Source organism: Bacillus sp. BK450 (genome assembly GCF_004364885.1).
In the GTDB taxonomy this organism is placed as follows: domain Bacteria; phylum Bacillota; class Bacilli; order Bacillales; family Bacillaceae; genus Bacillus; species Bacillus safensis.
Genome location: NZ_SOBQ01000001.1, coordinates 587,047 through 609,307, shown reverse-complemented (window position 1 = coordinate 609,307; position 22,261 = coordinate 587,047). Strand labels below are relative to the sequence as shown.

26 protein-coding genes are annotated in these 22,261 nt (G+C 41.3%); 16 read left to right on the top strand and 10 right to left on the bottom strand.

What is annotated here, in order from left to right; all coding sequences use genetic code 11:
- Positions 1 to 79 precede the first annotated feature (79 nt).
- The 3 genes from hag (EV579_RS03105) (at position 80) to hag (EV579_RS03095) (ending at position 3,268) form a co-directional block, all read left to right on the top strand.
- Positions 80 to 985: a flagellin Hag gene (gene hag, locus EV579_RS03105; RefSeq protein ID WP_081124282.1), complete on the top strand. Its 906-nt coding sequence runs from the start codon at positions 80 to 82 to the stop codon at positions 983 to 985.
- A gap of 264 nt (positions 986 to 1,249) precedes the next feature.
- Positions 1,250 to 2,161 carry a flagellin Hag gene (gene hag / locus EV579_RS03100; RefSeq protein WP_133743921.1) on the top strand — a complete coding sequence of 304 codons (912 nt, stop codon included), beginning with the start codon at positions 1,250 to 1,252 and terminating at the stop codon, positions 2,159 to 2,161.
- 285 nt (positions 2,162 to 2,446) lie between these two features.
- Positions 2,447 to 3,268, top strand: coding sequence for a flagellin Hag (gene hag, locus EV579_RS03095; RefSeq protein WP_025093449.1), 822 nt, complete (start codon positions 2,447 to 2,449; stop codon positions 3,266 to 3,268).
- Between the two features lie 31 nt (positions 3,269 to 3,299).
- Here the strand turns inward: hag (EV579_RS03095) and EV579_RS19095 are convergent, their stop codons facing one another.
- Positions 3,300 to 3,821 carry a hypothetical protein gene (locus EV579_RS19095; RefSeq protein ID WP_243837377.1) on the bottom strand — a complete coding sequence of 174 codons (522 nt, stop codon included), beginning with the start codon at positions 3,819 to 3,821 and terminating at the stop codon, positions 3,300 to 3,302.
- An 18-nt stretch (positions 3,822 to 3,839) separates the two neighbouring features.
- Positions 3,840 to 4,772, bottom strand: a complete 933-nt coding sequence (locus EV579_RS19090) for an FAD-dependent monooxygenase family protein (protein WP_243837376.1) — start codon at positions 4,770 to 4,772, stop codon at positions 3,840 to 3,842.
- Positions 4,773 to 4,988: 216 nt separating this feature from the next.
- Here EV579_RS19090 and EV579_RS03085 point away from each other — a divergent pair, with 216 nt between their 5' ends.
- Positions 4,989 to 5,813, top strand: a complete 825-nt coding sequence (locus tag EV579_RS03085; RefSeq protein WP_034281469.1) for a methyl-accepting chemotaxis protein — start codon at positions 4,989 to 4,991, stop codon at positions 5,811 to 5,813.
- A 36-nt stretch (positions 5,814 to 5,849) separates the two neighbouring features.
- Here EV579_RS03085 and EV579_RS03080 read toward each other — a convergent pair whose 3' ends face one another.
- A complete protein-coding gene (locus EV579_RS03080; RefSeq protein WP_133743920.1) occupies positions 5,850 to 6,221 on the bottom strand; it encodes a DUF5412 domain-containing protein in 372 nt (123 codons plus the stop codon).
- Positions 6,222 to 6,463: 242 nt separating this feature from the next.
- Between EV579_RS03080 and EV579_RS03075 the strand changes: the two genes are divergently transcribed.
- Positions 6,464 to 7,087 carry a poly-gamma-glutamate hydrolase family protein gene (locus tag EV579_RS03075; RefSeq protein WP_103132237.1) on the top strand — a complete coding sequence of 208 codons (624 nt, stop codon included), beginning with the start codon at positions 6,464 to 6,466 and terminating at the stop codon, positions 7,085 to 7,087.
- A gap of 26 nt (positions 7,088 to 7,113) precedes the next feature.
- On the opposite strand, the gene EV579_RS03070 is transcribed toward EV579_RS03075, so the two are convergent.
- Positions 7,114 to 7,662, bottom strand: a complete 549-nt coding sequence (locus tag EV579_RS03070; RefSeq protein WP_133743919.1) for an ImmA/IrrE family metallo-endopeptidase — start codon at positions 7,660 to 7,662, stop codon at positions 7,114 to 7,116.
- 310 nt (positions 7,663 to 7,972) lie between these two features.
- Here EV579_RS03070 and EV579_RS03065 point away from each other — a divergent pair, with 310 nt between their 5' ends.
- A complete protein-coding gene (locus EV579_RS03065) occupies positions 7,973 to 8,872 on the top strand; it encodes an N-acetylmuramoyl-L-alanine amidase (protein WP_133743918.1) in 900 nt (299 codons plus the stop codon).
- Here the strand turns inward: EV579_RS03065 and EV579_RS19055 are convergent.
- The 6 genes from EV579_RS19055 to EV579_RS03040 all read right to left on the bottom strand — a co-directional run bounded on the left by EV579_RS19055 (position 8,861) and on the right by EV579_RS03040 (position 12,448).
- Positions 8,861 to 8,992 (bottom strand): type II toxin-antitoxin system SpoIISB family antitoxin, encoded by a 132-nt coding sequence (locus tag EV579_RS19055; RefSeq protein WP_120207232.1) that lies wholly within the window; start codon positions 8,990 to 8,992, stop codon positions 8,861 to 8,863. The genes EV579_RS03065 and EV579_RS19055 overlap by 12 nt on opposite strands.
- 98 nt (positions 8,993 to 9,090) lie before the next feature.
- Positions 9,091 to 9,261, bottom strand: a complete 171-nt coding sequence (locus EV579_RS03060) for a type II toxin-antitoxin system SpoIISB family antitoxin (protein WP_024424961.1) — start codon at positions 9,259 to 9,261, stop codon at positions 9,091 to 9,093.
- Positions 9,236 to 10,006 (bottom strand): type II toxin-antitoxin system SpoIISA family toxin, encoded by a 771-nt coding sequence (locus tag EV579_RS03055; protein ID WP_024424960.1) that lies wholly within the window; start codon positions 10,004 to 10,006, stop codon positions 9,236 to 9,238. The genes EV579_RS03060 and EV579_RS03055 overlap by 26 nt, the downstream gene beginning before the upstream one ends.
- Positions 10,007 to 10,151: 145 nt before the next feature.
- Complete coding sequence (locus EV579_RS03050) at positions 10,152 to 11,150, bottom strand: inorganic phosphate transporter (protein ID WP_017359158.1); 999 nt, start codon at positions 11,148 to 11,150, stop codon at positions 10,152 to 10,154.
- A 15-nt stretch (positions 11,151 to 11,165) separates the two neighbouring features.
- Positions 11,166 to 11,783, bottom strand: a complete 618-nt coding sequence (locus EV579_RS03045) for a DUF47 domain-containing protein (protein ID WP_024426775.1) — start codon at positions 11,781 to 11,783, stop codon at positions 11,166 to 11,168.
- A 206-nt stretch (positions 11,784 to 11,989) separates the two neighbouring features.
- A complete protein-coding gene (locus EV579_RS03040; RefSeq protein WP_133743917.1) occupies positions 11,990 to 12,448 on the bottom strand; it encodes an ASCH domain-containing protein in 459 nt (152 codons plus the stop codon).
- Positions 12,449 to 12,675: 227 nt separating this feature from the next.
- Between EV579_RS03040 and ggt the strand changes: the two genes are divergently transcribed.
- The 10 genes from ggt (at position 12,676) to EV579_RS02990 (ending at position 22,172) form a co-directional block, all read left to right on the top strand.
- Positions 12,676 to 14,427, top strand: a complete 1,752-nt coding sequence (gene ggt / locus EV579_RS03035; protein ID WP_133743916.1) for a gamma-glutamyltransferase — start codon at positions 12,676 to 12,678, stop codon at positions 14,425 to 14,427.
- A gap of 260 nt (positions 14,428 to 14,687) precedes the next feature.
- Positions 14,688 to 15,725: a sulfate ABC transporter substrate-binding protein gene (locus tag EV579_RS03030; protein WP_133743915.1), complete on the top strand. Its 1,038-nt coding sequence runs from the start codon at positions 14,688 to 14,690 to the stop codon at positions 15,723 to 15,725.
- An 11-nt stretch (positions 15,726 to 15,736) separates the two neighbouring features.
- Positions 15,737 to 16,582 (top strand): sulfate ABC transporter permease subunit CysT, encoded by an 846-nt coding sequence (gene cysT, locus EV579_RS03025; RefSeq protein ID WP_024424955.1) that lies wholly within the window; start codon positions 15,737 to 15,739, stop codon positions 16,580 to 16,582.
- Between the two features lie 5 nt (positions 16,583 to 16,587).
- Positions 16,588 to 17,457: a sulfate ABC transporter permease subunit CysW gene (cysW, locus tag EV579_RS03020; RefSeq protein ID WP_133743914.1), complete on the top strand. Its 870-nt coding sequence runs from the start codon at positions 16,588 to 16,590 to the stop codon at positions 17,455 to 17,457.
- A 15-nt stretch (positions 17,458 to 17,472) separates the two neighbouring features.
- Positions 17,473 to 18,204, top strand: a complete 732-nt coding sequence (locus tag EV579_RS03015) for a sulfate/molybdate ABC transporter ATP-binding protein (protein ID WP_166644679.1) — start codon at positions 17,473 to 17,475, stop codon at positions 18,202 to 18,204.
- A 239-nt stretch (positions 18,205 to 18,443) separates the two neighbouring features.
- Positions 18,444 to 18,911 carry a PTS sugar transporter subunit IIA gene (locus tag EV579_RS03010; protein WP_024424952.1) on the top strand — a complete coding sequence of 156 codons (468 nt, stop codon included), beginning with the start codon at positions 18,444 to 18,446 and terminating at the stop codon, positions 18,909 to 18,911.
- Positions 18,912 to 18,965: 54 nt separating this feature from the next.
- Complete coding sequence (locus tag EV579_RS03005; RefSeq protein WP_024426780.1) at positions 18,966 to 20,339, top strand: PTS galactitol transporter subunit IIC; 1,374 nt, start codon at positions 18,966 to 18,968, stop codon at positions 20,337 to 20,339.
- Positions 20,340 to 20,358: 19 nt separating this feature from the next.
- Entirely contained in the window at positions 20,359 to 20,637 is a 279-nt protein-coding gene (locus EV579_RS03000) for a PTS sugar transporter subunit IIB (RefSeq protein ID WP_003212259.1), read from the top strand.
- A gap of 60 nt (positions 20,638 to 20,697) precedes the next feature.
- On the top strand, positions 20,698 to 21,144 hold the full coding sequence (locus tag EV579_RS02995; protein ID WP_133743912.1) for a hypothetical protein: 447 nt from the start codon (positions 20,698 to 20,700) through the stop codon (positions 21,142 to 21,144).
- The gene (locus EV579_RS02990) at positions 21,141 to 22,172 is read left to right on the top strand and encodes an alcohol dehydrogenase catalytic domain-containing protein (RefSeq protein ID WP_024424950.1); all 1,032 of its coding nucleotides are present in this window, start codon (positions 21,141 to 21,143) and stop codon (positions 22,170 to 22,172) included. Before EV579_RS02995 ends, EV579_RS02990 begins: the two co-directional genes overlap by 4 nt.
- Positions 22,173 to 22,261: the final 89 nt, after the last annotated feature.

Here is a 22,261-nt window from a genome sequence, read left to right as displayed (position 1 = left end):
GGTTGATAAGCCCTAGAATAAAGGACTTTTTTCAGACAAGGACGTCTGTCAGGTCCCACATACATGGAGGTAATAGGAAATGAGAATTAACCACAATATCGCAGCACTTAACACATTAAACCGTTTGTCTGCAAACAACGGTGCGAGCCAAAAGAACATGGAGAAGCTTTCTTCTGGTCTTAAAATTAACCGTGCAGGAGATGACGCAGCAGGTCTTGCCATCTCTGAAAAAATGCGTGGACAAATCCGCGGATTAGAAATGGCTTCTAAAAACGCACAAGACGGTATCTCTCTTATCCAAACAGCTGAAGGTGCATTGACTGAAACTCACTCAATCCTTCAACGTGTTCGTGAACTAGTCGTACAAGCTGGAAACACTGGTACACAAGATAAAGGTACTGACCTTCAATCAATCCAAGATGAGATTAAAGCTCTACAAGAAGAAGTAGACGGTATCTCAAACCGTACAGAGTTTAACGGTAAAAAATTGTTGGATGGTACATTTAAAGATACTGGTGATCCTGCAACTACTAAAAGTTTGACTTTCCAAATTGGTGCTAACGCAACTCAACAAATTGATGTTAATATCGAAGATATGGGTGCGGATGCAATTGGTGCAAAAAATGCTGGAGTAATTGTTGCTGGTCAAAGTGTTAAAGACATTGATGTGACTAAATTTGCAGATGTAGCTGCTACTGCTGCGGGCGGTTTTGATGAGCAATTAAATATTGTTGATTCTGCAATCAACCAAGTATCTGCTCAACGTGCTAAGCTTGGTGCAGTCCAAAACCGTCTAGAGCACACAATCAACAACCTTGGTGCTTCTGGTGAAAACTTAACAGCTGCTGAGTCTCGTATCCGTGACGTTGACATGGCGAAAGAAATGAGTGAGTTCACGAAGAACAACATTCTTTCTCAAGCGTCTCAAGCAATGCTTGCACAAGCGAACCAACAGCCACAAAACGTACTTCAATTACTACGTTAATAACGGGCCCCTTTATGGGGCTTTTTTGTATTTATTAATTAAAAAATATGGATAACATTTAATTTTTTAATAAAATTTAGGAGTAAGGTATTAAACAGAATTGTGAATTTAGACAGATAAATTAATAAATTAATCTTAAATTAAGCTAAACATCCTTTGGAATAAACCGATATTTTAATTGTCAGGGTTGATAAGCCCTAGAATAAAGGACTTTTTTTAGACAAGGACGTCTGTCAGGTCCCAAATACATGGAGGTAATAGGAAATGAGAATTAACCACAATATCGCAGCACTTAACACATTAAACCGTTTGTCTGCAAACAACGGTGCAAGCCAAAAGAACATGGAGAAACTTTCTTCTGGTCTTAAAATCAACCGTGCAGGAGATGACGCAGCAGGTCTAGCAATCTCTGAGAAAATGCGTGGACAAATCCGCGGTTTAGAAATGGCATCTAAAAACGCACAAGACGGTATCTCTCTTATCCAAACAGCTGAAGGTGCATTGACTGAAACTCACTCAATCCTTCAACGTGTTCGTGAGCTTGTCGTTCAAGCTGGAAACACTGGTACACAGCAAGGTGAAGACTTAACGGCAATTAAAGACGAAATGGATGCTTTAATTGAAGAAATTGATGGTATTTCTGATCGCACAGAATTCAATGGTAAAAAACTTTTAAATGGTGCTTTTAAAGCTTCTACCCCACCAGTAAATACTGACCCATCTTTAGTTTTCCAAATTGGAGCTAATGCAACCCAACAAATCAAAGTGAACATCCAAGATATGGGTGCAGATGCATTAGGTGTTGATAATGGAACTGGTGGTATCGTTGCAAACCAATCAATTAAAGATTTAGATGTAACAGCCTTTGCAACTAATGCAGCAGATGCAACAGATGTTGGATTTGACACTCAACTAAAAATTGTTGATTCAGCTATCAACCAAGTTTCATCTCAACGTGCTAAACTTGGTGCGGTCCAAAACCGTCTAGAGCACACAATCAACAACCTTGGTGCATCTTCTGAAAACTTAACAGCGGCTGAGTCTCGTATCCGTGACGTTGACATGGCGAAAGAAATGAGTGAGTTCACGAAGAACAACATTCTTTCTCAAGCGTCTCAAGCAATGCTTGCACAAGCGAACCAACAGCCACAAAACGTACTTCAATTACTACGTTAATGACAGGCCCCTTTATGGGGCTTTTTTTATGCTTTTTTCTTCGCGTTTTCTCCAGTCTTATGATTCTTAACCCCCTATTATAAATCATGAAAAATGACCTTTAAATTTGGCATACTCTAGCGAAACGATCATAGTGAATGAGACTTTATCCTTATTTATTCCTTTTTTGTTAAACATATTCCATTAAAGTTCGATAAATGGATTGTAAGGCTTACAAAAAAATTCTAATTTAGAACTTTTGGATAAGGACGTCCAATTGGTTCAAACACACGGAGGTCATTTAACATGAGAATTAACCACAATATCGCAGCACTTAACACATTAAACCGTTTGTCTGCAAACAATGGAGCAGGGCAAAAGAACATGGAAAAGCTTTCTTCTGGTCTTCGAATCAACCGTGCAGGAGATGACGCAGCAGGTCTTGCCATCTCTGAGAAAATGCGTGGACAAATCCGCGGATTAGAAATGGCGTCTAAAAACGCACAAGATGGTATTTCTCTTATTCAAACAGCTGAGGGTGCATTAACTGAAACACATGCGATTCTTCAACGTATGCGTGAATTGACAGTTCAAGCGGGTAACGTTGGTACTCAACAAACAGAAGATTTAACAGCTATTCAAGAAGAACTCACTGCTTTGGTGGATGAAATTGATGGTATTTCTCAGCGTACAGCATTTAACGGAAAGAATCTGTTGGATGGTAGCGTTGAGGAAGGATTCCAATTTCAAATTGGTGCAAACATTGAGCAAAATATCAACGTACAGATTGGCAAAATGGATGCAGAAACTTTAACTGTAAAAGATATTGTAGTTAATGAAGAAGGCTTTAACTTTGACACCGAAGTAGCAAAAATCGACGCAGCAATCGGCGCTGTATCTAAACAGCGTTCAGCTCTTGGTGCAGTCCAAAACCGTTTAGAGCACACAATCAATAACCTTGGTGCTTCTGCTGAAAACTTAACAGCTGCTGAGTCTCGTATTCGTGACGTTGACATGGCGAAAGAAATGAGTGAGTTCACAAAGAACAACATTCTTTCTCAAGCATCTCAAGCAATGTTAGCTCAAGCAAACCAACAGCCGCAAAACGTACTTCAATTATTACGTTAATGAAAAAGCCCCTTAAAGGGGCTTTTTTGATTCAATTTAATGACAGAAAGTGCTCTAGACGGAAGTCAGGAACCGCTTCATGGAAAAAAGCTCGGTTGCCTTCATCGTTCTTTTGCTCCCATTGCTTCCACCATTCGGCTGTTTCTCCAGAGGGGTCAGCTTGAATCATGTCGTGCAGCTGTTCTAAGTTGATGATTTCTCTCGGTTCTGTTAAGAAAGAATGCATCCGGTGATACGCTTCAAGTCGTTTAGCCTGTTTTGTGACAATGGCGTATTGTACGTAGCGATTTAAAAATTCCTGTACGAACGTCAAGTGGGGGATGGTTGTTTCTCCTTTTAACTCGACACCGTCCCACGCCATATCAGCAATTGCACAAAGCCACCAGCCAAGTTCACTCGCTTGCTGCATTTGTTGTAATGTGTCCTTTTCAAAAGACAGCCGCTCATTTTTTTGTGCTTGTTTGAGCATACGGTGAAGTGTTTGTGCTTCGAGGGCAGCCTTTGTCATGCCCTGTCCATGAATGGGATCTAACGTACACAAGGCATCGCCCATCACCAATAATCCACTTGGTCAATCCTGCATGTGTTCATAGTGATGTCTCAAGCAAGAAGGAACTCTAAATCCTTTTGGTTTTGTAAAGGGCGTTAAATGGGTGATGGCTTCTGCTATCGCTGGATGGGTCAGTGCAGCGGTTTCTGAATCAAATTGATCTGCCTCCGTTGTTGGATAATGTGAACCGCCAGCTGCAGAAAGAAGCACAGCTACTAAATCATGATCAACCCGTTCAAACAGTCCTGTTGGGATTTGCTTGTCTGGCTGGCCAACTACAACCATTGATTGCAGGGATGGCGCACCTGATGGTATTTGATAATATCTTGTGCTGTAGCCTAGAAACACACTTAACTCATCAGTCTGTGTCAAGGTTAATCCAGCGTCTTTCAACCATTTTGGCAACTTAGACATTCTTCCAGACGTATCGATCACTAAGTCTGCTTTCATTTCATGAAGGCTGCCAGGTTTTACTTGCCGGTCCTTCACGATAAGCCCCATGACTTGATTAGTTCCCTCTATAAACTGAAGAGAGATGGCTTCATGTTTATCTAAAAACTGCACACGGTCCTCTTTTACCATTCTTTGCATCAGCACCCACTCTAGCATCGCGCGTCTTGTGACGGCAGTTTCTTCTGTATCAGTGAGCGTTAATTCGCCATCTTTTGTGATAAATCGAGAGGTTTGATCCCTTGTATTAAATCCGCCCATTGCCAGTAACTCTTTTGTATAACCAGGGAATAGACGTTCAACGATTTGCTTGCCAAGTGGCAGCATTCTATGTGGATGAAAGGCTTGAGGAGTGCCAAGACGATTCTCAGGAGAGTCTGGCAGTTCATCCTTTTCAATAATCAAAACTTGATCATAAAACGTTGATAAAACTTTTGCAGCGAGCATCCCGGTGATACCTCCACCAATGACGATTGCCCGCTCATATTTCATGGGTTGTGTCACAACATGCGCCTCCAATGAATACACAAAATGGTTACATGACCATTTCATCATATGTTGATTCATTAATTATAGCAAATATACGTTTGAATATAGAAAGGAAAGTACTTCTTTTTACTCGTAAATATGAAGAATTTCTTCTAATCATCATGATTATTTTAAAAAGTAACTATTAATTTAAGAAGAACGACCGATAAACTATATAAGGGGGTAGAGAATTTGGATATACTACAGAGTATTGTGACAGCAGCACCTTATATGATGCAGATTTTAAAAAACGAAGTGACGATGGGTGTCATTGATCGAGAGAAATTCTTGCTGTATTTGCCATCGAAAGATGTGGATTTTCAAATTCGTGCTGGAGAACTCATTAAACCAGATGATTTAAATATGAAAAAAGCGCTCAGAGGTGAGACATCAAGTATGTTTGTCCCTGAATCGGTTTACGGAATACCGTTAAATGCAATGGGTCTGCCAATTTTTGATGAAAACCAACAAGTGATCGGCGCACTCGCTTTAGGTTTTCCACTTAAAAATCAATTAGAGCTTGAAGCATATATGGAGTCATTAAATGACATCATTCAAAGTATTCAAGAAAAGGTCCATGTGGTGGCGGCACATTCAGAAGAGCTTTCTGCGACAAGTGAGGAAATGACCTTACAAACGCAGCAAACACTTGAAAGCTCGAAAAAAACATCTGATATTACAAAAATGATTAAGGGCATTTCGAAACAAACGAGTTTGCTAGGATTGAATGCGTCAATCGAAGCAGCCAGGGCAGGAAAAGAGGGGGCTGGATTTAGTGTTGTAGCCAGTGAGGTTCAAAAGCTTTCAAGTGAAACTTCACGTGCAACAGAAAATATTGAAAGTTCACTGCAAGGGATTTCCTCTAATATACATACATTACTTGAGAGTATGGATCATATGAAAGGTTCATCATCAGAGCAGGCTTTACTTGTGACAGAGTTTAGTGAAATTGTGGAACGACTGACGAGCGTAAGTAAAGAAATGAAAGAATTCATGCAGCATGTGATGTCAACGTAAAAAACGAATCCAAAAGGGATTCGTTTTTTTGATACGCTATTTTCTTTTGTTACGGTCAAAGCGATAATCGTATGTTTCTCCCTTTACCACATTTAAAAATTCATGCCCAATTTGAACAAGCTGTCCATTTTTCCATTTGATGAGAGGGTCTTTATCAGGGTATTTCCAGTAAATCGTTTTCTTTCGGTGGGTGATTTTGTTTTCAATTTCTGCTCTAACTGCGTTCTCCTTTAGTTTCCCTCCGCTATGTCGATAGGTGTTGATGATATATGTTCCGTCAGGTGATGTCATCGAGCGGATAAAGGTTCCGTGAGATACGCCTTGAAGAGAAAAGCATTTCCAGTAAATGATGCAAGCGAAGCTAAGGATTAAGATGACAAAGGTGATGGTGGTTTTCTTTTTTAACATGAATTCCTCCAGATGTAGATCACAATATTTCTAATTTATGAGAGAGAATACAAAAAGATTCATATAGTCCAAAAGTTCTATTCATTTCAATTATCGGTCATTTTTTCTCAAAATTCAACAGATAGCCGAAAAGATAAGGAAAATTTAAGGATGTATTAAGTCGATAGGTCATGCGAACTCCCTTTACAAAAGAATTTAAGATCAGTAGACTTATGCTCATATAGAGAAATGGGGAAGATGGAATGACGCAAATCATTGATACATATCAAAGTTATGAAGAGCTTGCCGCTCATGAAAGAGAGGGAATCGACTATCAAATTCTTCACGAGCGGAAAGGAGATCAGCTTTTGGTTTTGTCCCCTCATGCTGGGGGAATTGAATCTGGCGTTAGTGAGCTCATTCATGAAATCGCAAGTGATGATTCTATGTATTTATTTGAAGGCCTTAAAGTGAAAGGCAATCATGTGCTTCATATTACAAGCACACGTTTCAATGAGCCGGTCTGCCTTTCTCTAGTGCATGCCCATCATTACACGTTTGCGCTCCATGGTTACGGGGAAACGGAGGTGCTTCAAACATTAGTGGGCGGGACAGACAGAGAAAAAGCGGCAGAAACAGTGAAACGTTTAACGCTTAATGGATTTCCCGCAGTGCTGCTATCTGAATCTGATCGCTATTCTGGTACACATCCTCACAATATTAATAATCAATGTCTGACCGGAAAAAGTGTACAACTTGAAATCAGTCAGGCGCAAAGAAGAGCATTCTTTCAAGACTTCAGACGGCGCTATCGCCGTGAAACGCAAAATGAGCAATTTTATCGGTACACAAATGTACTCAAGCAAGTATTAAATCTTTATGGATAAACCCTTTCGTCCTATGCAGAAGAGGCTTACGTTTGATAAACAGCTTCTTTTTCCGCAACCTTCTCTGCTTTCATTAAATAAGATGTAAACTCTTGTTGGAAGCGAATGCCTGCTTTCCGCTGTTCGAACAAGGTGAGCCGCTTTTCAGCGAAAGCCCAGGTGACGTGAAATGTTTGCGCAATGTGCAAAATGGCTTGCTGCCGAAGGTTTGGAAGCTTCATTTGCATCAGCATAAAGGTCGGCACACAAAAGTGATACATGAATTGTTTAGCCTGAAACTCTTGCAGTTCTCGAAAGAGTTTGTGCATCTTGAAATGATTGCCTGCATGCTTCAGCACATGACAAAGCTCGTGGGCAAAATCCTGCCATTGTTCCTCTGACGATAGAGATCTGTTTAATATAATACTGTAAAGACCTTGATGTTTGATCATCATGCTGCCAGTATCCTCATAGTGGACCCATACATGAAATTCAGAAGCGATCCTTTGCATGTCTCTATAAGCAGGACCGCTTATTTGTAATTTGGCATATAACCGCTTAATCTCTTCTTCTAAATGGGTTAAAAAACCAGTCATTTAAAAACCTCCAAGCAAACGTATGTTCTGTTTTTGGCGTAAAAGAAAAGTCCATATAGGACTAAATAGCTAATGAAGCTATTACTTACTTTTAATATCGGTTTATTTTTAATAATTTTAACATAAAATCAAGGAAAAATGGAATTAATTCCTGTTTTTTTCTTCATTTTTGCGTTTTCCATTACTAAAAAGAGTGGATTGAATTCAAATTTTACCATAGTCTTATCACTAAAACAAACACAAGTTGTCTTACGAACGCCACCAATGGATGAGAAAGATCAATTCAATTTAGCAAAAGGGAGTGCAGAACATGGTAGAAATTTATCAAGATTTTATTCCAGTTGGAAACGGGAACCGCCCAGGATACGCCATGACACCGATGTATGTGACGGTGCATAACACAGCAAACACGTCAAAGGGAGCGGATGCAAAAAGTCATGCGGCATATGTGAAACGCCCAACGACAGCGGAAAGCTGGCACTTTACAGTGGATGATCATGAAATCTTTCAGCATCTGCCGTTAAATGAAAATGGCTGGCATGCAGGGGACGGAAATGGAAATGGGAACAGAAAGTCGATCGGCATTGAAATTTGTGAAAATGAAGATGGGAATTTCCAGCAAGCGGTCAAACATGCACAATGGCTCATTCAAAAGCTGCTGAAAGAGCATCATATTCCACTAGCGAATGTGGTCACACATCAGCACTGGTCTGGAAAAACATGTCCGCGTCTGCTTCTCGCTACATGGGATGAATTTAAAAAAGGAATTGAAACGGCAGGAGAGCCTGAGACGGTCATCACGTATGTTGTCAAAAGCGGGGATACGTTAACGAGTATTGCCAAAGCTCATGACGTCACAGTTCAAGATCTTCAGAAGTGGAATAACATTAGCGACCCGAACAAGATTCAAATTGGACAGGTTCTCAAAATTTATCGAAATGATGGAAAAATGATGTATGAGCTGCCAGATGGGATTTTAAAGGTGACTTCGCCTCTAACGAAGGGAGAGCACGTACGCCTCGTCCAAAAAGCGCTTGCTGCTGTTTATTTTTACCCTGATAAATCGGCTGCAGATAAAGGCATCGATGGTGTTTACGGAGAAAAAACGGCGAATGCCGTAGCGCGCTTTCAGCTGGTGAACGGTCTGACAAGTGATGGGATATACGGTCCTAAAACGAAGGAGAAGCTGCTTAAACTGTTAAATCAGTGAGTGTTTCTGTTTGTATGATTGGATGGCTGTTTCACTTTTTTCAATTAAACGCTTCGTATATGGGGACGGCTGATATTCAGCAAACTGAACATACCTCAGTTGTTTGATTTTCTTTTTCATTTTGGCACCTCAATCGTTGCAGCGTATAGTGTATTGTATGCAAGTCTATGTGAAAATGGAAGCAGGACGCGGATTTCGTTCCGCGTCCTTTAGTGTAATCAAGCCTTTTTATTTTTATACTCATCCAGAAGCTGTTCATTCTTTTTGAAAATTCGCTCAGTATGGGGGCTTACCTTATAATCGGCCATACTGATATGGCGTTTTTTCTTTAAAATCTTAAAAGGGTTTTTCTTAGGATTGTTGTTATCCCCTTGAAGTGCGTGGTCCATCTTCATCACCTTCCTCTTCGTCAGGCAAGATTAGGTCATAAATTGTTGTAAGTGATGTCATTAATAAATAGTCGAACTCCGTGACAATCTCATCGGAGGTGAGCTTAATGACAAAATGAGCATCTGCTACAGAAAATGGGATGAGCACCAAATGACCGAAATCATCGTAATATACTTCCTGCCTGTCAAGCTTCGCCTGAATAAGAGCCCGCTGGTCAAGTGTCCGAAGCAGGTCGTCTTTTTGTTCCTGCATATCGTATGGACAAAGCACCGCTTGAATATTCATCTTGTCGGCAAAAGAATAAATCAGCCGCTCAATTCCCTCTATATATGCCTCTACACTTCCATAATATACATGGATCGGTTCATTTTTCAATAGGTATTGGTACGTTTTTAGTTTATTGAGGTAAGAATGAAGCAGATCGTTATTTTGTTCAAGGAGTTGATGGGTGTCGGTTTCCAGCTCATGATTTCCGAGTTTCTTAATATAGGAGCTAAGAAAGATGAAGGCATCGGTTAATGCGAAAAATACGGCAATGATCAAGTAGTGCATCCAATCGGTGAAGATAGAAGAAGGGTCATTTGTCCAGTACACAACAGCACCCGCTACATAAATCCAATACCACGTTTTACGAATGGCAAACATCTTTTCTTTTACTTTTTGTTCAAAGCGCCAAACTGCAAATACATACACTGCAAGAGCACCTAGCAATAACCATACAGTCAATTGAAAAAATAATAGCATGTTCTTCTCTCCCATAGACAGATGAATACTTGTTTATTTCTATGGATATGATTGGAAACCCTGCTTCATGAAAAAATGTCCTGCAGGAAAAGGGTTTTAAGTGTGCGGGCAAATAAAAAAAGACCTGTTAGACAGGTCTTTGATATTAGAGAATCGCATTTAACACAAAGTATATAAGAGCTCCTAGAGTTCCTGAAATCGGTAATGTAATCACCCAAGTGACAAGCATACGTTTTGCCGTACCCCAGTTAACCCCTTTGACTCTGTGTGCAGAACCTACACCTAGAATAGAAGACGAGATAACGTGAGTCGTACTAACAGGTAAGTGAATAAACGTCGCACCGAAGATAATAGCTGCACCCGTTAAGTCGGCAGATACTCCGTTTACTGGACGAATTTTCATAATTTTACCGCCGACTGTTTTGATAATCTTCCAGCCGCCGATAGAAGTACCGAGTCCCATTGCAAGCGCACAAGAGAATTGTACCCAGAAAGGAATGTCGTCTGTTGTATGCAAATTACCTGCAATTAAAGCCATCGTAATAATTCCCATCGCTTTTTGCGCATCGTTTGTCCCATGGGTATACGATTGCAGTGCAGCCGTTAAAATTTGAACACGTCGGAATTGTTTATTTGTTTTTGCGAGATTGTTGTTTCTAAATATAATTTTGATAATGGTATACACGATATATCCCAATACGAAAGCTAGGATAGGTGAAAGCAAAAGTGCTTGAATGATTTTAATGAATCCCGAATAGTTTAAAGCGCCAAAACCGGCAGAGGCAATAACCGCTCCTGCAATTGATCCGATTAATGCATGTGAAGAACTACTCGGAATCCCGTAATACCAAGTAAGCAAGTTCCATGTGATGGCCGCAATTAAAGCAGCCAAGATCACAACAGAGCCGTTTTGAAGTGTAAATGGATCTGCGATATCTTTTGTAATGGATTTTGCCACACCTGTAAATGTCATTGCTCCTAAGAAGTTCATGAACGCTGCCATGATGATTGCATGTCTAGGCTTTAATGCCTTCGTTGAAACTGAAGTCGCAATGGCATTTGCTGTATCGTGGAACCCGTTAATGAAATCAAAAGCAAGTGCACAAATGACAATAAGTATGGTAAGGATGAGTAATGTGTCCATGTTTAACTAACCCCGTTACGCATTCTTCATAATGATTGTTTCTAGATTGTTGGCAACACTTTGACAGGAATCAGCGATTTCTTCAAGTGTTTCGTAAATTTCTTTGTATTGAATCACTTTAATTGGATCTGTTTCTTTTCCAAACAAGTTCTTTAATGATTTACGATGAAGATTGTCACAATTATGTTCAATCTCTTTGATCTTGATTGCGTGCGGATGAATATCTTTCAAGCGATTTTCAGCTAGTAGATCAATTGTGATTAAAATTTCTTTCGCACACTCTCTGATGTAGTGGCTGAATTTGTCGATATGTTCGTCAGAGCTTGTAATTGAGTAAATTTCTAATGTTGCGGAAAAATGCTCAATTCCATCTAAAACATCATCGAGGCTATTCGTCAATTGAAGAATGTCTTCACGTTCAATCGGTGTAATAAAGGCTTTGTTCAGCTCTTTAATCATGGTATGAACATGATTATCACCTTTTGTCTCATATTCCTTCAATGTGTCAGAAAATTCTTTCAGAGTGGTTTGATTTGTTACTTTATAGCTAACAAAATACTCAGCAGTTTCATCTAAATTTTTAGCAATTTCCGTTAACAAGACGGAAAACTTGTCTTTTTTCCTTTTTAACATGTAAAAACCCTCCATTGTATAAATGAGACAATGCACACATCAAATAATTATATATTCTTTTGTCGAAAAAAAACAGGTGTAGTCGAAAATTTCTTCACTTTTTCTATTTGATCTTATTCTGACCTAAAGATGTGATCTCAACACACCTTTTTCTAAAAGGGGAAAAGCAACGAAAAAAGCGGGCCATATTTGGCGCCGCTTAAAGGCTAAGAAGCTGAATGAATCAGCTTAAACCGTTCACAAACAAGAAGCATATCCTCTTTGAATTCTAAACCGTATGATTGGAGTGCTTCTGTGAAAAATTCTTTATGTTCTCTGTACCAATAGTCATAAGATAAGTCGCCTTCACCCTCTGCTTGTGCAAATGATACGGGGACTTCATTCATTGGCATGACATCAACATGTGTAATTTCAATGATGGCTTTTGGCTCTTCTTGGCTGTCCAAAATGACCGCATATTGTCCGGGTTGTGGAAGCGGCTCCTGTTCCTTTTCATAAAAAAGGTGTCCAGAACAAGTGGCTGTTTTTTTTCCTTGCTTTACAAGATCAAGCAAATGATCAGGATCTGAGCCGAATGCCCACGCCGAAACAAACGCGTCAGCAGGTGCTTTTTCTGGTTTCTCTTTCCAATAGTCTTCCCAAAATAATCTGCATTTGTTGTTCAATGTTTTTCCCCCTCTTTGTTGTGTTTATTATACCTTGAAGCTGAATCGTTGGAAATGATGTGTCTTTATTCCTAATGAGTGAGTGCGTCATATGTTTTGAAAAACAATGTTTGATTTGGAAAATGTAGGATGATAGGATGAAAATTTTTGAAATTTTAGAATAATCTATTGTATTCTGGTCAAGAAGTCGGTAAGGTCAAAGTAAGAATATGGAAGGGGTGTTGTTCATGAAACGCATTTCTCTAACTGTTTTGTCCATATGTCTGTTTGTTTTCTCGTTTTTTCTGCCTGTCAGCCAAGTCAATGCGAACGAATCTCATGGGAGTAAAGTAGCTGTTGGTAAAGATGGCATGGTGGCTACTGCTCACCCGCTGGCATCAGAAGTAGGTGCTGATGTATTGAAGAAAGGTGGAAACGCAGTGGATGCTGCTGTTGCCATCCAGTACGCACTGAATGTGACAGAGCCAATGATGTCTGGAATTGGCGGCGGTGGTTTTATGATGGTTTATGATGGAAAGACAAAAGAAACATCCATCATCAATAGTAGAGAACGAGCACCACAGGGCGCAACACCTGACATGTTTTTAACGGATGAGGGAAAAGTCATCCCATTTGCTGAGCGGTCCACACACGGTAATGCGGTTGGTGTTCCAGGGACAGTAAAAGGTCTCGAAGCAGCATTAGATAAGTGGGGAACCCGTTCGATGAAGGAATTGATTGAGCCTTCCATTCAGCTTGCAGAGGATGGATTTGAAATCGATTCTGTTCTGGCAAAAGCCATTGAAGATCATCAAGAAAAGCTGAAAAAAACGGCCGCAGCGCCAATCTTTCTTCCAGATGATCAGCCGCTCAAAGAAGGCGATCTGCTTGTACAGCCAGGTCTTGCGAAAACATTTAAGCTCATTGCAAAAAAAGGAAGCAAAGCATTTTATGAAGGAAAAGTAGCAAAAGCATTTGCAAAGACAGTCCAAGATTTTGGCGGGACGATGACAACTGATGACCTCGGTCGTTATGAGGTCAAGACTGACAAGCCTATCTGGGGGGACTATAAAGGATACCAGCTTGCCAGTATGCCTCCACCAAGCTCAGGCGGTGTGTTTATGCTGCAAATACTCAAAATACTAGATCACTTCAATCTATCACAATATGACCCCAAATCATTCGAAAAATATCAGCTGCTAGCTGAAACAATGCATCTCTCCTATGCTGACCGTGCTGCATATGCAGGCGACCCCGAATTCGTAGATGTTCCACTAAAAGGACTACTAGACGATGATTACATTTCAAAAAGAGCTTCTCTCATTCAATTAGATCAAATGAACAAAAACCCGAAAGAAGGAGATCCATGGGCGTATGAGGAGGAAAAAAATCCATCCCCAATTGTCCCGCAGCCAGAAGATAAAACCATTGGCGAGACCACTCATTTTACTGTTGCCGATCAGTGGGGAAATGTCGTGTCATTCACAACAACCATTGAACAGTTATTTGGTACAGGGATCCTTGTTCCGGAATATGGCTTTTTCTTAAACAATGAACTAACAGATTTTGACGCAAGACCAGGCGGAGCAAATGAAGTCCAGCCGAATAAGCGTCCATTATCCAGTATGACTCCAACCATCATATTCAAAGATAACGAGCCGGTCATGACTGTGGGCTCACCTGGTGGAACGACTATTATTGCTTCTGTTTCACAAACTATCCTAAACTTGCTTGAATACGACATGGAGCTGCAAGATGCGGTGGAAGAGCCGCGGATTTATACAAACAGTACAACTTCTTACCGTTACGAAGTAGGAGTTCCCCTTGATGTGAGAACGAAGCTAAATGATATGGGTCATCGTTTTGGCAGTTCACCTATTGATATAGGAAATGTGCAAGCTTTACTCATTGATCGAAAAGCAGGGACATTTACTGGAGTAGCTGACTCCTCGAGAAATGGAACCGCTGTTGGTGTCAATTTAAAGCTTTCTGCCGATTAAAACCATTTCCCGGGAAAAGAAGCGCTTCTTCAAGATGGCGTTTCTTTTTTTGTTTAAATGAAAAAACAGAGTTGACACCTGTGAATAGTTTGAATAATATATAGGCTAACATCAATCATACATAGCTGATCGGACAACCGAAGGCTCTTGGCAATTTGAAGTACAGGACTGTGATGTATTTCAGGTGGCTAAGGGTCTTTTTTGCGTATGAAACGGCAAGGTTGGTGTCACTATTTTTGATAACGGGGGAGCGGGATAACATGAAAAAGTGGAAATGGATCTGGGTCGTGACCATTATATTCGTCTTGGCTGTGACGAGTATTGCATGCTCAAACGCAAACGAAGCTTCAAAGCAAAAGGGAAAGGTTGAGCTGTTAAATGTTTCGTATGATCCTACACGTGAATTGTATCAGGAATACAATCAAGCCTTTCAGACGTATTGGAAAGACAAAACAGGTGAGGATGTCACGATCAAGCAGTCTCACGGTGGATCAGGAAAGCAGGGAAGATCGATTATTGATGGACTTGAGGCAGATGTGGCAACACTGGCTTTAGGGTATGACATTGATGCGATTGCAGATCGCGGACTGCTTTCAAAAGATTGGCAAAAAGAATTTCCAAATCAGTCAACACCGTATACATCGACCATTGTGTTTCTTGTGAAGAAAGGGAATCCCAAAAATATTAAAGATTGGGACGACTTGATTCGGCCAGGTGTGTCCATCATTACGCCAAATCCGAAAACGTCCGGCGGTGCGAGATGGAATTACTTAGCTGCATGGGCCTACGCCGATAAAACATTTCATGGGAATGAAGAAAAAACAAAGGATTTTGTCAAAAAGCTATATGAACATGTCGAAGTCCTTGATTCAGGTGCACGCGGAGCCACAACGACCTTTGTTGAACGCGGACTTGGGGATGTGTTAATTGCATGGGAGAATGAAGCCTATTTAACGCAGCACGAACTAGGCAAAGACAAATTTGAAATTGTCACCCCATCGATTAGTATTCTAGCGGAGCCGCCTGTTGCGGTCGTAGATCAAAATGTGAAACGTAAAGGAACAGAGAAAGTGTCGAAGGCTTATTTAGATTATTTATATTCTAAAAAAGGGCAGGAAATTGCGGCGAAAAACTATTATCGTCCTAGAAATCCAGAAGTCTTAAACAAATATAAAGACCAGTTTAAAAAGATTGATATGGTGACGATTGATCAAGCGTTTGGCGGGTGGAGAAAAGCGCAGAAAAGATTTTTTGATGATGGCGGATTATTTGATCAAATATACAGCGGACAAAAATAGGGGGCGATGTGATGAAGAAAGCACATGCAGCCGCCAATAAAAGAAAACGTATATTGCCTGGATTTGGGCTGAGCCTTGGGGTGACGCTCGTATATGTGAGTGCGATTGTCGTCATTCCTTTATCCATGGTATTTATTTGGACGGCTTCATTAGGAGCAGAGGGGATTTGGAAGGTTTTTACCGATGCAAGAGTATTGAAGTCGCTTCAGCTGACCGTGACGACTTCCTTTGCAGCTGCTCTCATCAATGCAGGGTTTGGTGTACTGATTGCCTGGGTTCTCGCCAGGTACACATTCCATGGAAAGAAAATCTTAGATGCTCTCATTGATTTGCCTTTTGCTCTCCCAACAGCTGTTGCGGGTATTGCCCTGACCACCCTCTATTCTCCTAATGGATGGATTGGTCAATTTCTGCATATAAAGGTGGCATACACACCGATTGGGATTATTTTGGCACTGATTTTTATTGGCATTCCATTCGTTATCCGAACCGTTCAGCCTGTGATAGAAGGGCTGCAGCAGGAAGTTGAAGAGGCTGCGGCGATTCTTGGTGCGACAAGGAGACAGACCTTTTTTCACGTACTGCTGCCGGCCTTGTTTCCTGCGGTGATGACTGGATTTTCACTTGCGTTTGCAAGAGCGCTAGGTGAATATGGCTCTGTTGTGTTTATTGCTGGAAATATTCCGTTTAAAACAGAAATTACACCGCTGATGATCATGTCCAAGCTTGAACAGTATGATTATCATGGTGCAGCAGCGATTGCATGCTTGATGCTGCTTCTTTCGTTTTTCATCCTGTTATTGATTCACGGCATTCAGTGGTATGTTGAGCGGAAAAAACAAGTATACGTGAGGTGAAACCATTGGAGAGAGAGCTTAGTCATCAGCACCATGTTCAGTATAAAAGTCCTGTAACCGAATCTAAAGGGGTGAAAATCCTCTTGATTACGGTCGTGTATGCTTTTTTGATTTTATTTTTACTCTTACCGCTGATCGCCGTTTTTTCAAAGGCATTTGAGAAAGGATGGAGTTCATACCTTCTGGCCATCTCACATCCAGATACACTCGCGGCGATCAAATTGACTGTTTTCATTGTCGTCGTCACCTTGCCGCTTCAAATGATCTTTGGGGTGAGTGCTGCATGGCTTATCACAAAATTTAATTTCCGCGGAAAACGTTTGTTAACGACTGTGATTGATCTCCCGTTTGCCGTTTCGCCTGTGATTGCTGGACTTGTATTTGTGCTTTTATTTGGTTCAAACGGGCTTTTAGGACCTTGGCTTATGGCGAATGGATGGAAAGTCATTTATTCTGTACCAGGCATGATCCTAGCCACCATATTCGTTACATTTCCGTTTATTGCTAGAGAATTAATCCCGTTTATGCAGCATGAAGGCATTCATGAGGAGGAAGCATCGCTCACACTTGGTGCAAACGGATGGAAGACTTTTTTCTTTGTGACACTGCCGAATATCAAATGGGCTCTTTTTTACGGTGTCATTTTAGCCGGGGCAAGAGCGATTGGTGAATTTGGTGCCGTGTCGGTTGTATCAGGTCATATTCGAGGCATGACCAATACGATGCCGCTTCATATCGAAATTTTATACAATGAGTACCAATTTCAAGCCGCTTTTGCTGTGGCGTCTCTCATGGCGTTTGTGGCTGTCATTACTTTAATCATTAAGCAAATCATTCAACAGAGGGATCACCGGCTTGGCAAGCGGTCAACATAAATGGAGGGATCGGTCTTGGGGATTACAGCAAAACAAATATCAAAACATTTTGGTCAGGCAAAGGTTTTGCAAAACGTGGATTTATCGATAAGAAATGGTGAATTGATCTCTTTACTAGGACCGTCTGGCTCGGGGAAGACGACGTTATTAAGAATCATTGCAGGTCTTGATTACGCCAATAACGGACAGATTTTATTTGGAGATCAGGATTACACACACATTCCAGTACGAAAACGGCAGATCGGTTTTGTATTTCAGCAATATGCGCTTTTTCGAAATATGACGGTTTTTGATAATGTGGCATATGGGCTGAAAATGAAACCTAGAGGAGAAAGACTGCCTAAAAAAGACATCAAAGAGCGGGTACATGAGCTTTTAGAGGTTGTTCAGCTTTCGCAGTTTGAGCAGCGGTATCCAGATCAGCTGTCAGGCGGGCAAAAGCAGCGTGTAGCACTGGCGCGCGCACTTGCCGTTCAGCCGAAGGCTCTCCTCTTAGATGAACCCTTTGGTGCACTTGATACAAAGGTGAGGAAAGAATTAAGGCATTGGCTGAAAAAAATTCATCGTGACTTTCAAATGACCACCATTTTTGTGACACATGATCAAGAAGAAGCATTCGATATTGCTGATCGTGTTGTGGTGATGAATGAAGGAAGAATCGAAAAAATTGGCACAAAGGAAGAAATGGCAGTGCAGACAGACAATCTATTTGTATCTGAATTTTTAGATATAGGAAGCCACATTTAACAAGCATTATAGAAGATTAGAAGGAAGAGACGCGGTGATGACTGCGTCTTTTTTTATTTAAATTTCCCTAGGGACATTGACTTATAATTTTGAATATTATAATATCTTTACAAAGGTAACAGTATTGAACATTTTTTAGAACTCATAATTGTAAGCGCTTTATAAAAGGTTCTATTCTAAAAATATTCTTTCTTTTGTTACATGTGTTCATATTTATACCAAATGAAAGGGGTGGTTGTTTGAACAGCTTGTTTGAGTTAGATGAACAACTGATTAAGCTGCAGTTCGAAGCATCTTCGAGAGAGGAGGTGACCACATATTTAGCAGGGCGGTTAGAAGCTGGAGGGTACATTAAATCGAGCTTTTTACCAGCAGTGCTTGAAAGAGAAAAAACATATCCTACAGGCCTTCCACTGGCAGCGTTTGGGGTAGCGATTCCGCATACAGATCCTGAGCATGTGAACAAACCAGCGATTAGTGTAGCTACTTTAAAGGAGCCTGTCATTTTTCATAAGATGGGAAGCCCTGATGAAACAGTGCAAGCCAAAATTGTGTTTGTCCTAGCAATCTCTGAGCCTAGCAAACAGCTTGTGATGCTGGAGAAACTGATGACACTTTTTAGAAAAGAAGAGGTGATGACAAAGCTCTCACACATGACATCTTATGAAGAAGCAGTTGACGTGCTTCAGCAAGAACTAAACCAATAGTTATTCTCGAAAATATGTAAGCGCTTTATCTGAAAAAATTCAGGAGGTGGATGTATGATCAAGCAAGCCGTCGATTTTATATTGGACCTTGGACCAACTATTATGCTCCCGATTATTATGACGCTTTTCGGTATGATTTTAAGGCAGGGCTTTAAGAAATCCTTCAGGGCCGGTATTACGATCGGAATTGGATTTGTCGGTGTCAATCTTGTCATTAATTTGCTCGTGAGCGGACTTGGGCCAGCAGCAAAAGCCATGGTTAATTCCCTTGGGCTAAAGCTCGATATTTTGGATGTTGGATGGCCGATTGGAGCTGCCATATCCTTTGGTACACCTGTTGCCCCGCTCATGATTCCTCTTGTGCTTTTATTAAATGTCATTTTATTGTCCGTAAACTTTACGAAAACGCTGAATGTGGATATTTGGAACTTCTGGCATTTGATTTTCGCAGCCTCTGTTACTTACTACGCTTATCATAATATGTTCTTGGCTCTTGCTGTTGGCTTGATCGTCTCTGCGATCACGCTAAAATTAGCCGATTGGACGGCGCCGACAATCGAACACCATTTCGGATTAAAAGGCGTATCGATGGCTCATGCTGAAACGGTCAACTTTGCCCCGCTCATGTATGCGTCCAACCGCATCATTGATAAGATCCCTGGTTTAAACAAAATTCATGCTGATCCAGAAACATTGAAGAAACGCTTTGGCATTTTTGGTGAACCGCTTGTGATGGGTCTCATACTTGGTATCATTATTGGTCTTCTTGGCGGCTATGATGCAAAAGGTGTGATGACGCTCGGTATTCAAATGGCAGCAGTTCTTGTCTTAATGCCAAGAATGGTTGCGTTATTAATGGAGGGGCTCATTCCAATCTCTGAGGGCGCTCGTTCTTATATTCAAAAGCGTTTCCCTGGGAAAAATGTCTATATTGGTTTAGATACAGCGATTGTGATTGGTCATCCAGCGAATATGGCGGTAGCCCTTTTAATGGTGCCGATTACGATTTTGCTCGCAGTTGTCCTGCCTTACAATGGCATGCTCCCGTTTGCTGACTTATCGGTTCTGCCATTTACAGTTGTCTGGGCAGTAGCAGCCGCTCGTGGAAATATTATTCGCGGTCTTATTAACAGTATTTTTACATTAATGATTGTCTTCTTTATCGCAACGAACCTTGCACCGCTTGCGACAACCATGGGGAAAGCAGTCGGCTTTGATTTCCCAGAAGGGGCAAACATGATTTCAGGTATTGACCTTGGTTCTCACGTTATTCCTTGGATCATGGTGAGACTTCTTGATCCGAGCAACCCTTACTTTATTGCAGCGATTATCTGTGCTTTGGCTTATGCGCTTCTATGGTACTGGGTGCGAAATGATATTAAAAAGCAGTATGCAAAAGAAATGGGCTTAGATCAAAAAGAACAATAAATGAGCTGGAGGGATTCTAATGGCGAAGAAAATATTAGTATCATGCGGAACGGCAGTTGCAACATCAACGGTTGTGGCTAAAAAGGTAGAAGAAACGTTAAAGGAAAAAGGATATGATGTCGTCGTAGAACAGTGTAAGGCATCTGAAGTCCCGCAAAAAGCGGAGGGCGCAGATTTAATTGTGACAACAACGCCTGTGAGTGATACAAAAGGGACACCTGTGATTCAAACATTATCCTTTTTAACTGGATTTGGTATTGAAGATGATATCGAGAAAATCATCGATCATATCAAGTAGAGAGTTATTGCATGGAGGAGCTTTCGGGCTCCTTCTAGTGATCTGAAAGGAGGAAGTCTCATGCAGCATCATGCTTATAGCCGAACGTCTGCACTGTTGTCTATTTTTCTTCCGGCTGTGCTCATCTGTCTGTTTTTTCTCTGGTCTCTTTATACGTTATGGTCAGCAGGACCTGAGCCTTTAGCTGTGTTAGGCGTTTATACGTTGCCTATTCTCATGCTCTCTAGTATTACAGGACTGAACCAGCCGACAAACGTCGTCATTAGTGAAGATCAACTGAAGATAGGGGCTTTTGGCAGATGGCACACATATGCAGTTTCTGATATTAAAGGAAAGCTTTTTTTAAAGCCATATCCTCATATTGGGAAAGTCTATGTCAGGGTGGGACCAGCCCGGATATTCGGAGGGCGCTACTGGATATCAAGTGAGATGAGTGAGTACAAGCAGCTTGTTCAAACACTACAGGATTTTGCGAAGGGTGATGAAAAGGAGGATGCCGCTACATGAAATCAGCTGTCTTTTATTCTTCAGAGGACATTCGGTATGAGGAGCGGAACCGGCCAGTCATCGGTGATGACGAAGTTCTGTTAAAGCTGCGAGCCTGCGGCTTATGCGGAACGGATATTTACAAAGCAACACATGAGACAGTACCTCCTGGGACAGTGCTGGGGCATGAAATCGCTGGTGATATTGTCGAGACCGGCAAGCGTGTGACAAATGTCCAGACGGGAGACAGGGTCTATGTGGCGCATCATGTGCCTTGTTTCACCTGTGACTTTTGTCAAAAGGGATTTTATACGATGTGCCCGCAGTTTACAGCCACAAATGTAGAGCCGGGCGGGTTTTCAGAATATATCCGTGTACCTGCTTTGCATGTCAAGCACACGATGGGCAAGCTTCCAAAAGACGTATCGTATGAGCAAGGGGCGATGGTAGAACCGGTTGCCTGCTGTCTGCATGGGTTTGAACGAGCTCCTGTTCATCCAGGAGATTCCGTATTGATCCTTGGAGCGGGGCAAATTGGCTGTATTCAATTGCAGCTCGCCAAATATTATTTGGCTGGGAAAGTGATGATAACAGATGTGAATGAGAACAGGCTGCTGCAAGCGAGGAGTTTAGGTGCAGACGCCTCCTTCCATCCAGCAGCTGAGCCAGTTGAAAACCGGGTGATGAAGGAAACAGATGGAAAGGGAGCAGACCTCGTCATTATTTCTGTTGGGAGCAGTGCGCTTTTAAAAGAGGCGTTTCAGGCTGTAGCGCGAGGCGGGACGATTTTGGTGTTTGCTCATTTTCCAAAGGGAGATGTGGCCATTCCTGCTGAACGATTTTTCAATGATGAAGTGAAGGTAGTGGGAGCTTATTCCTCGCATCCATATCATTATCGTGAAGCCCTTGAGCTTTTGAAAGCAAAAGTGGTCAACACTGAAAAGATGGTGACGCATCGTTATCCGTTAAGCCAGCTGCTTCAGGCGATAGAATGTGCGAGGCATCCTGAGGGTGAGAGCGTCAAAATCATGATGTATCCAGATGAATGAGTGTATGAGATTAAAAGAGAAAGAGAAGTTCTTTGGAAAAGGGCTTTGCCTTTCTCTTTTTTTCTGACAAAAGATGAAAACGCTTAAAA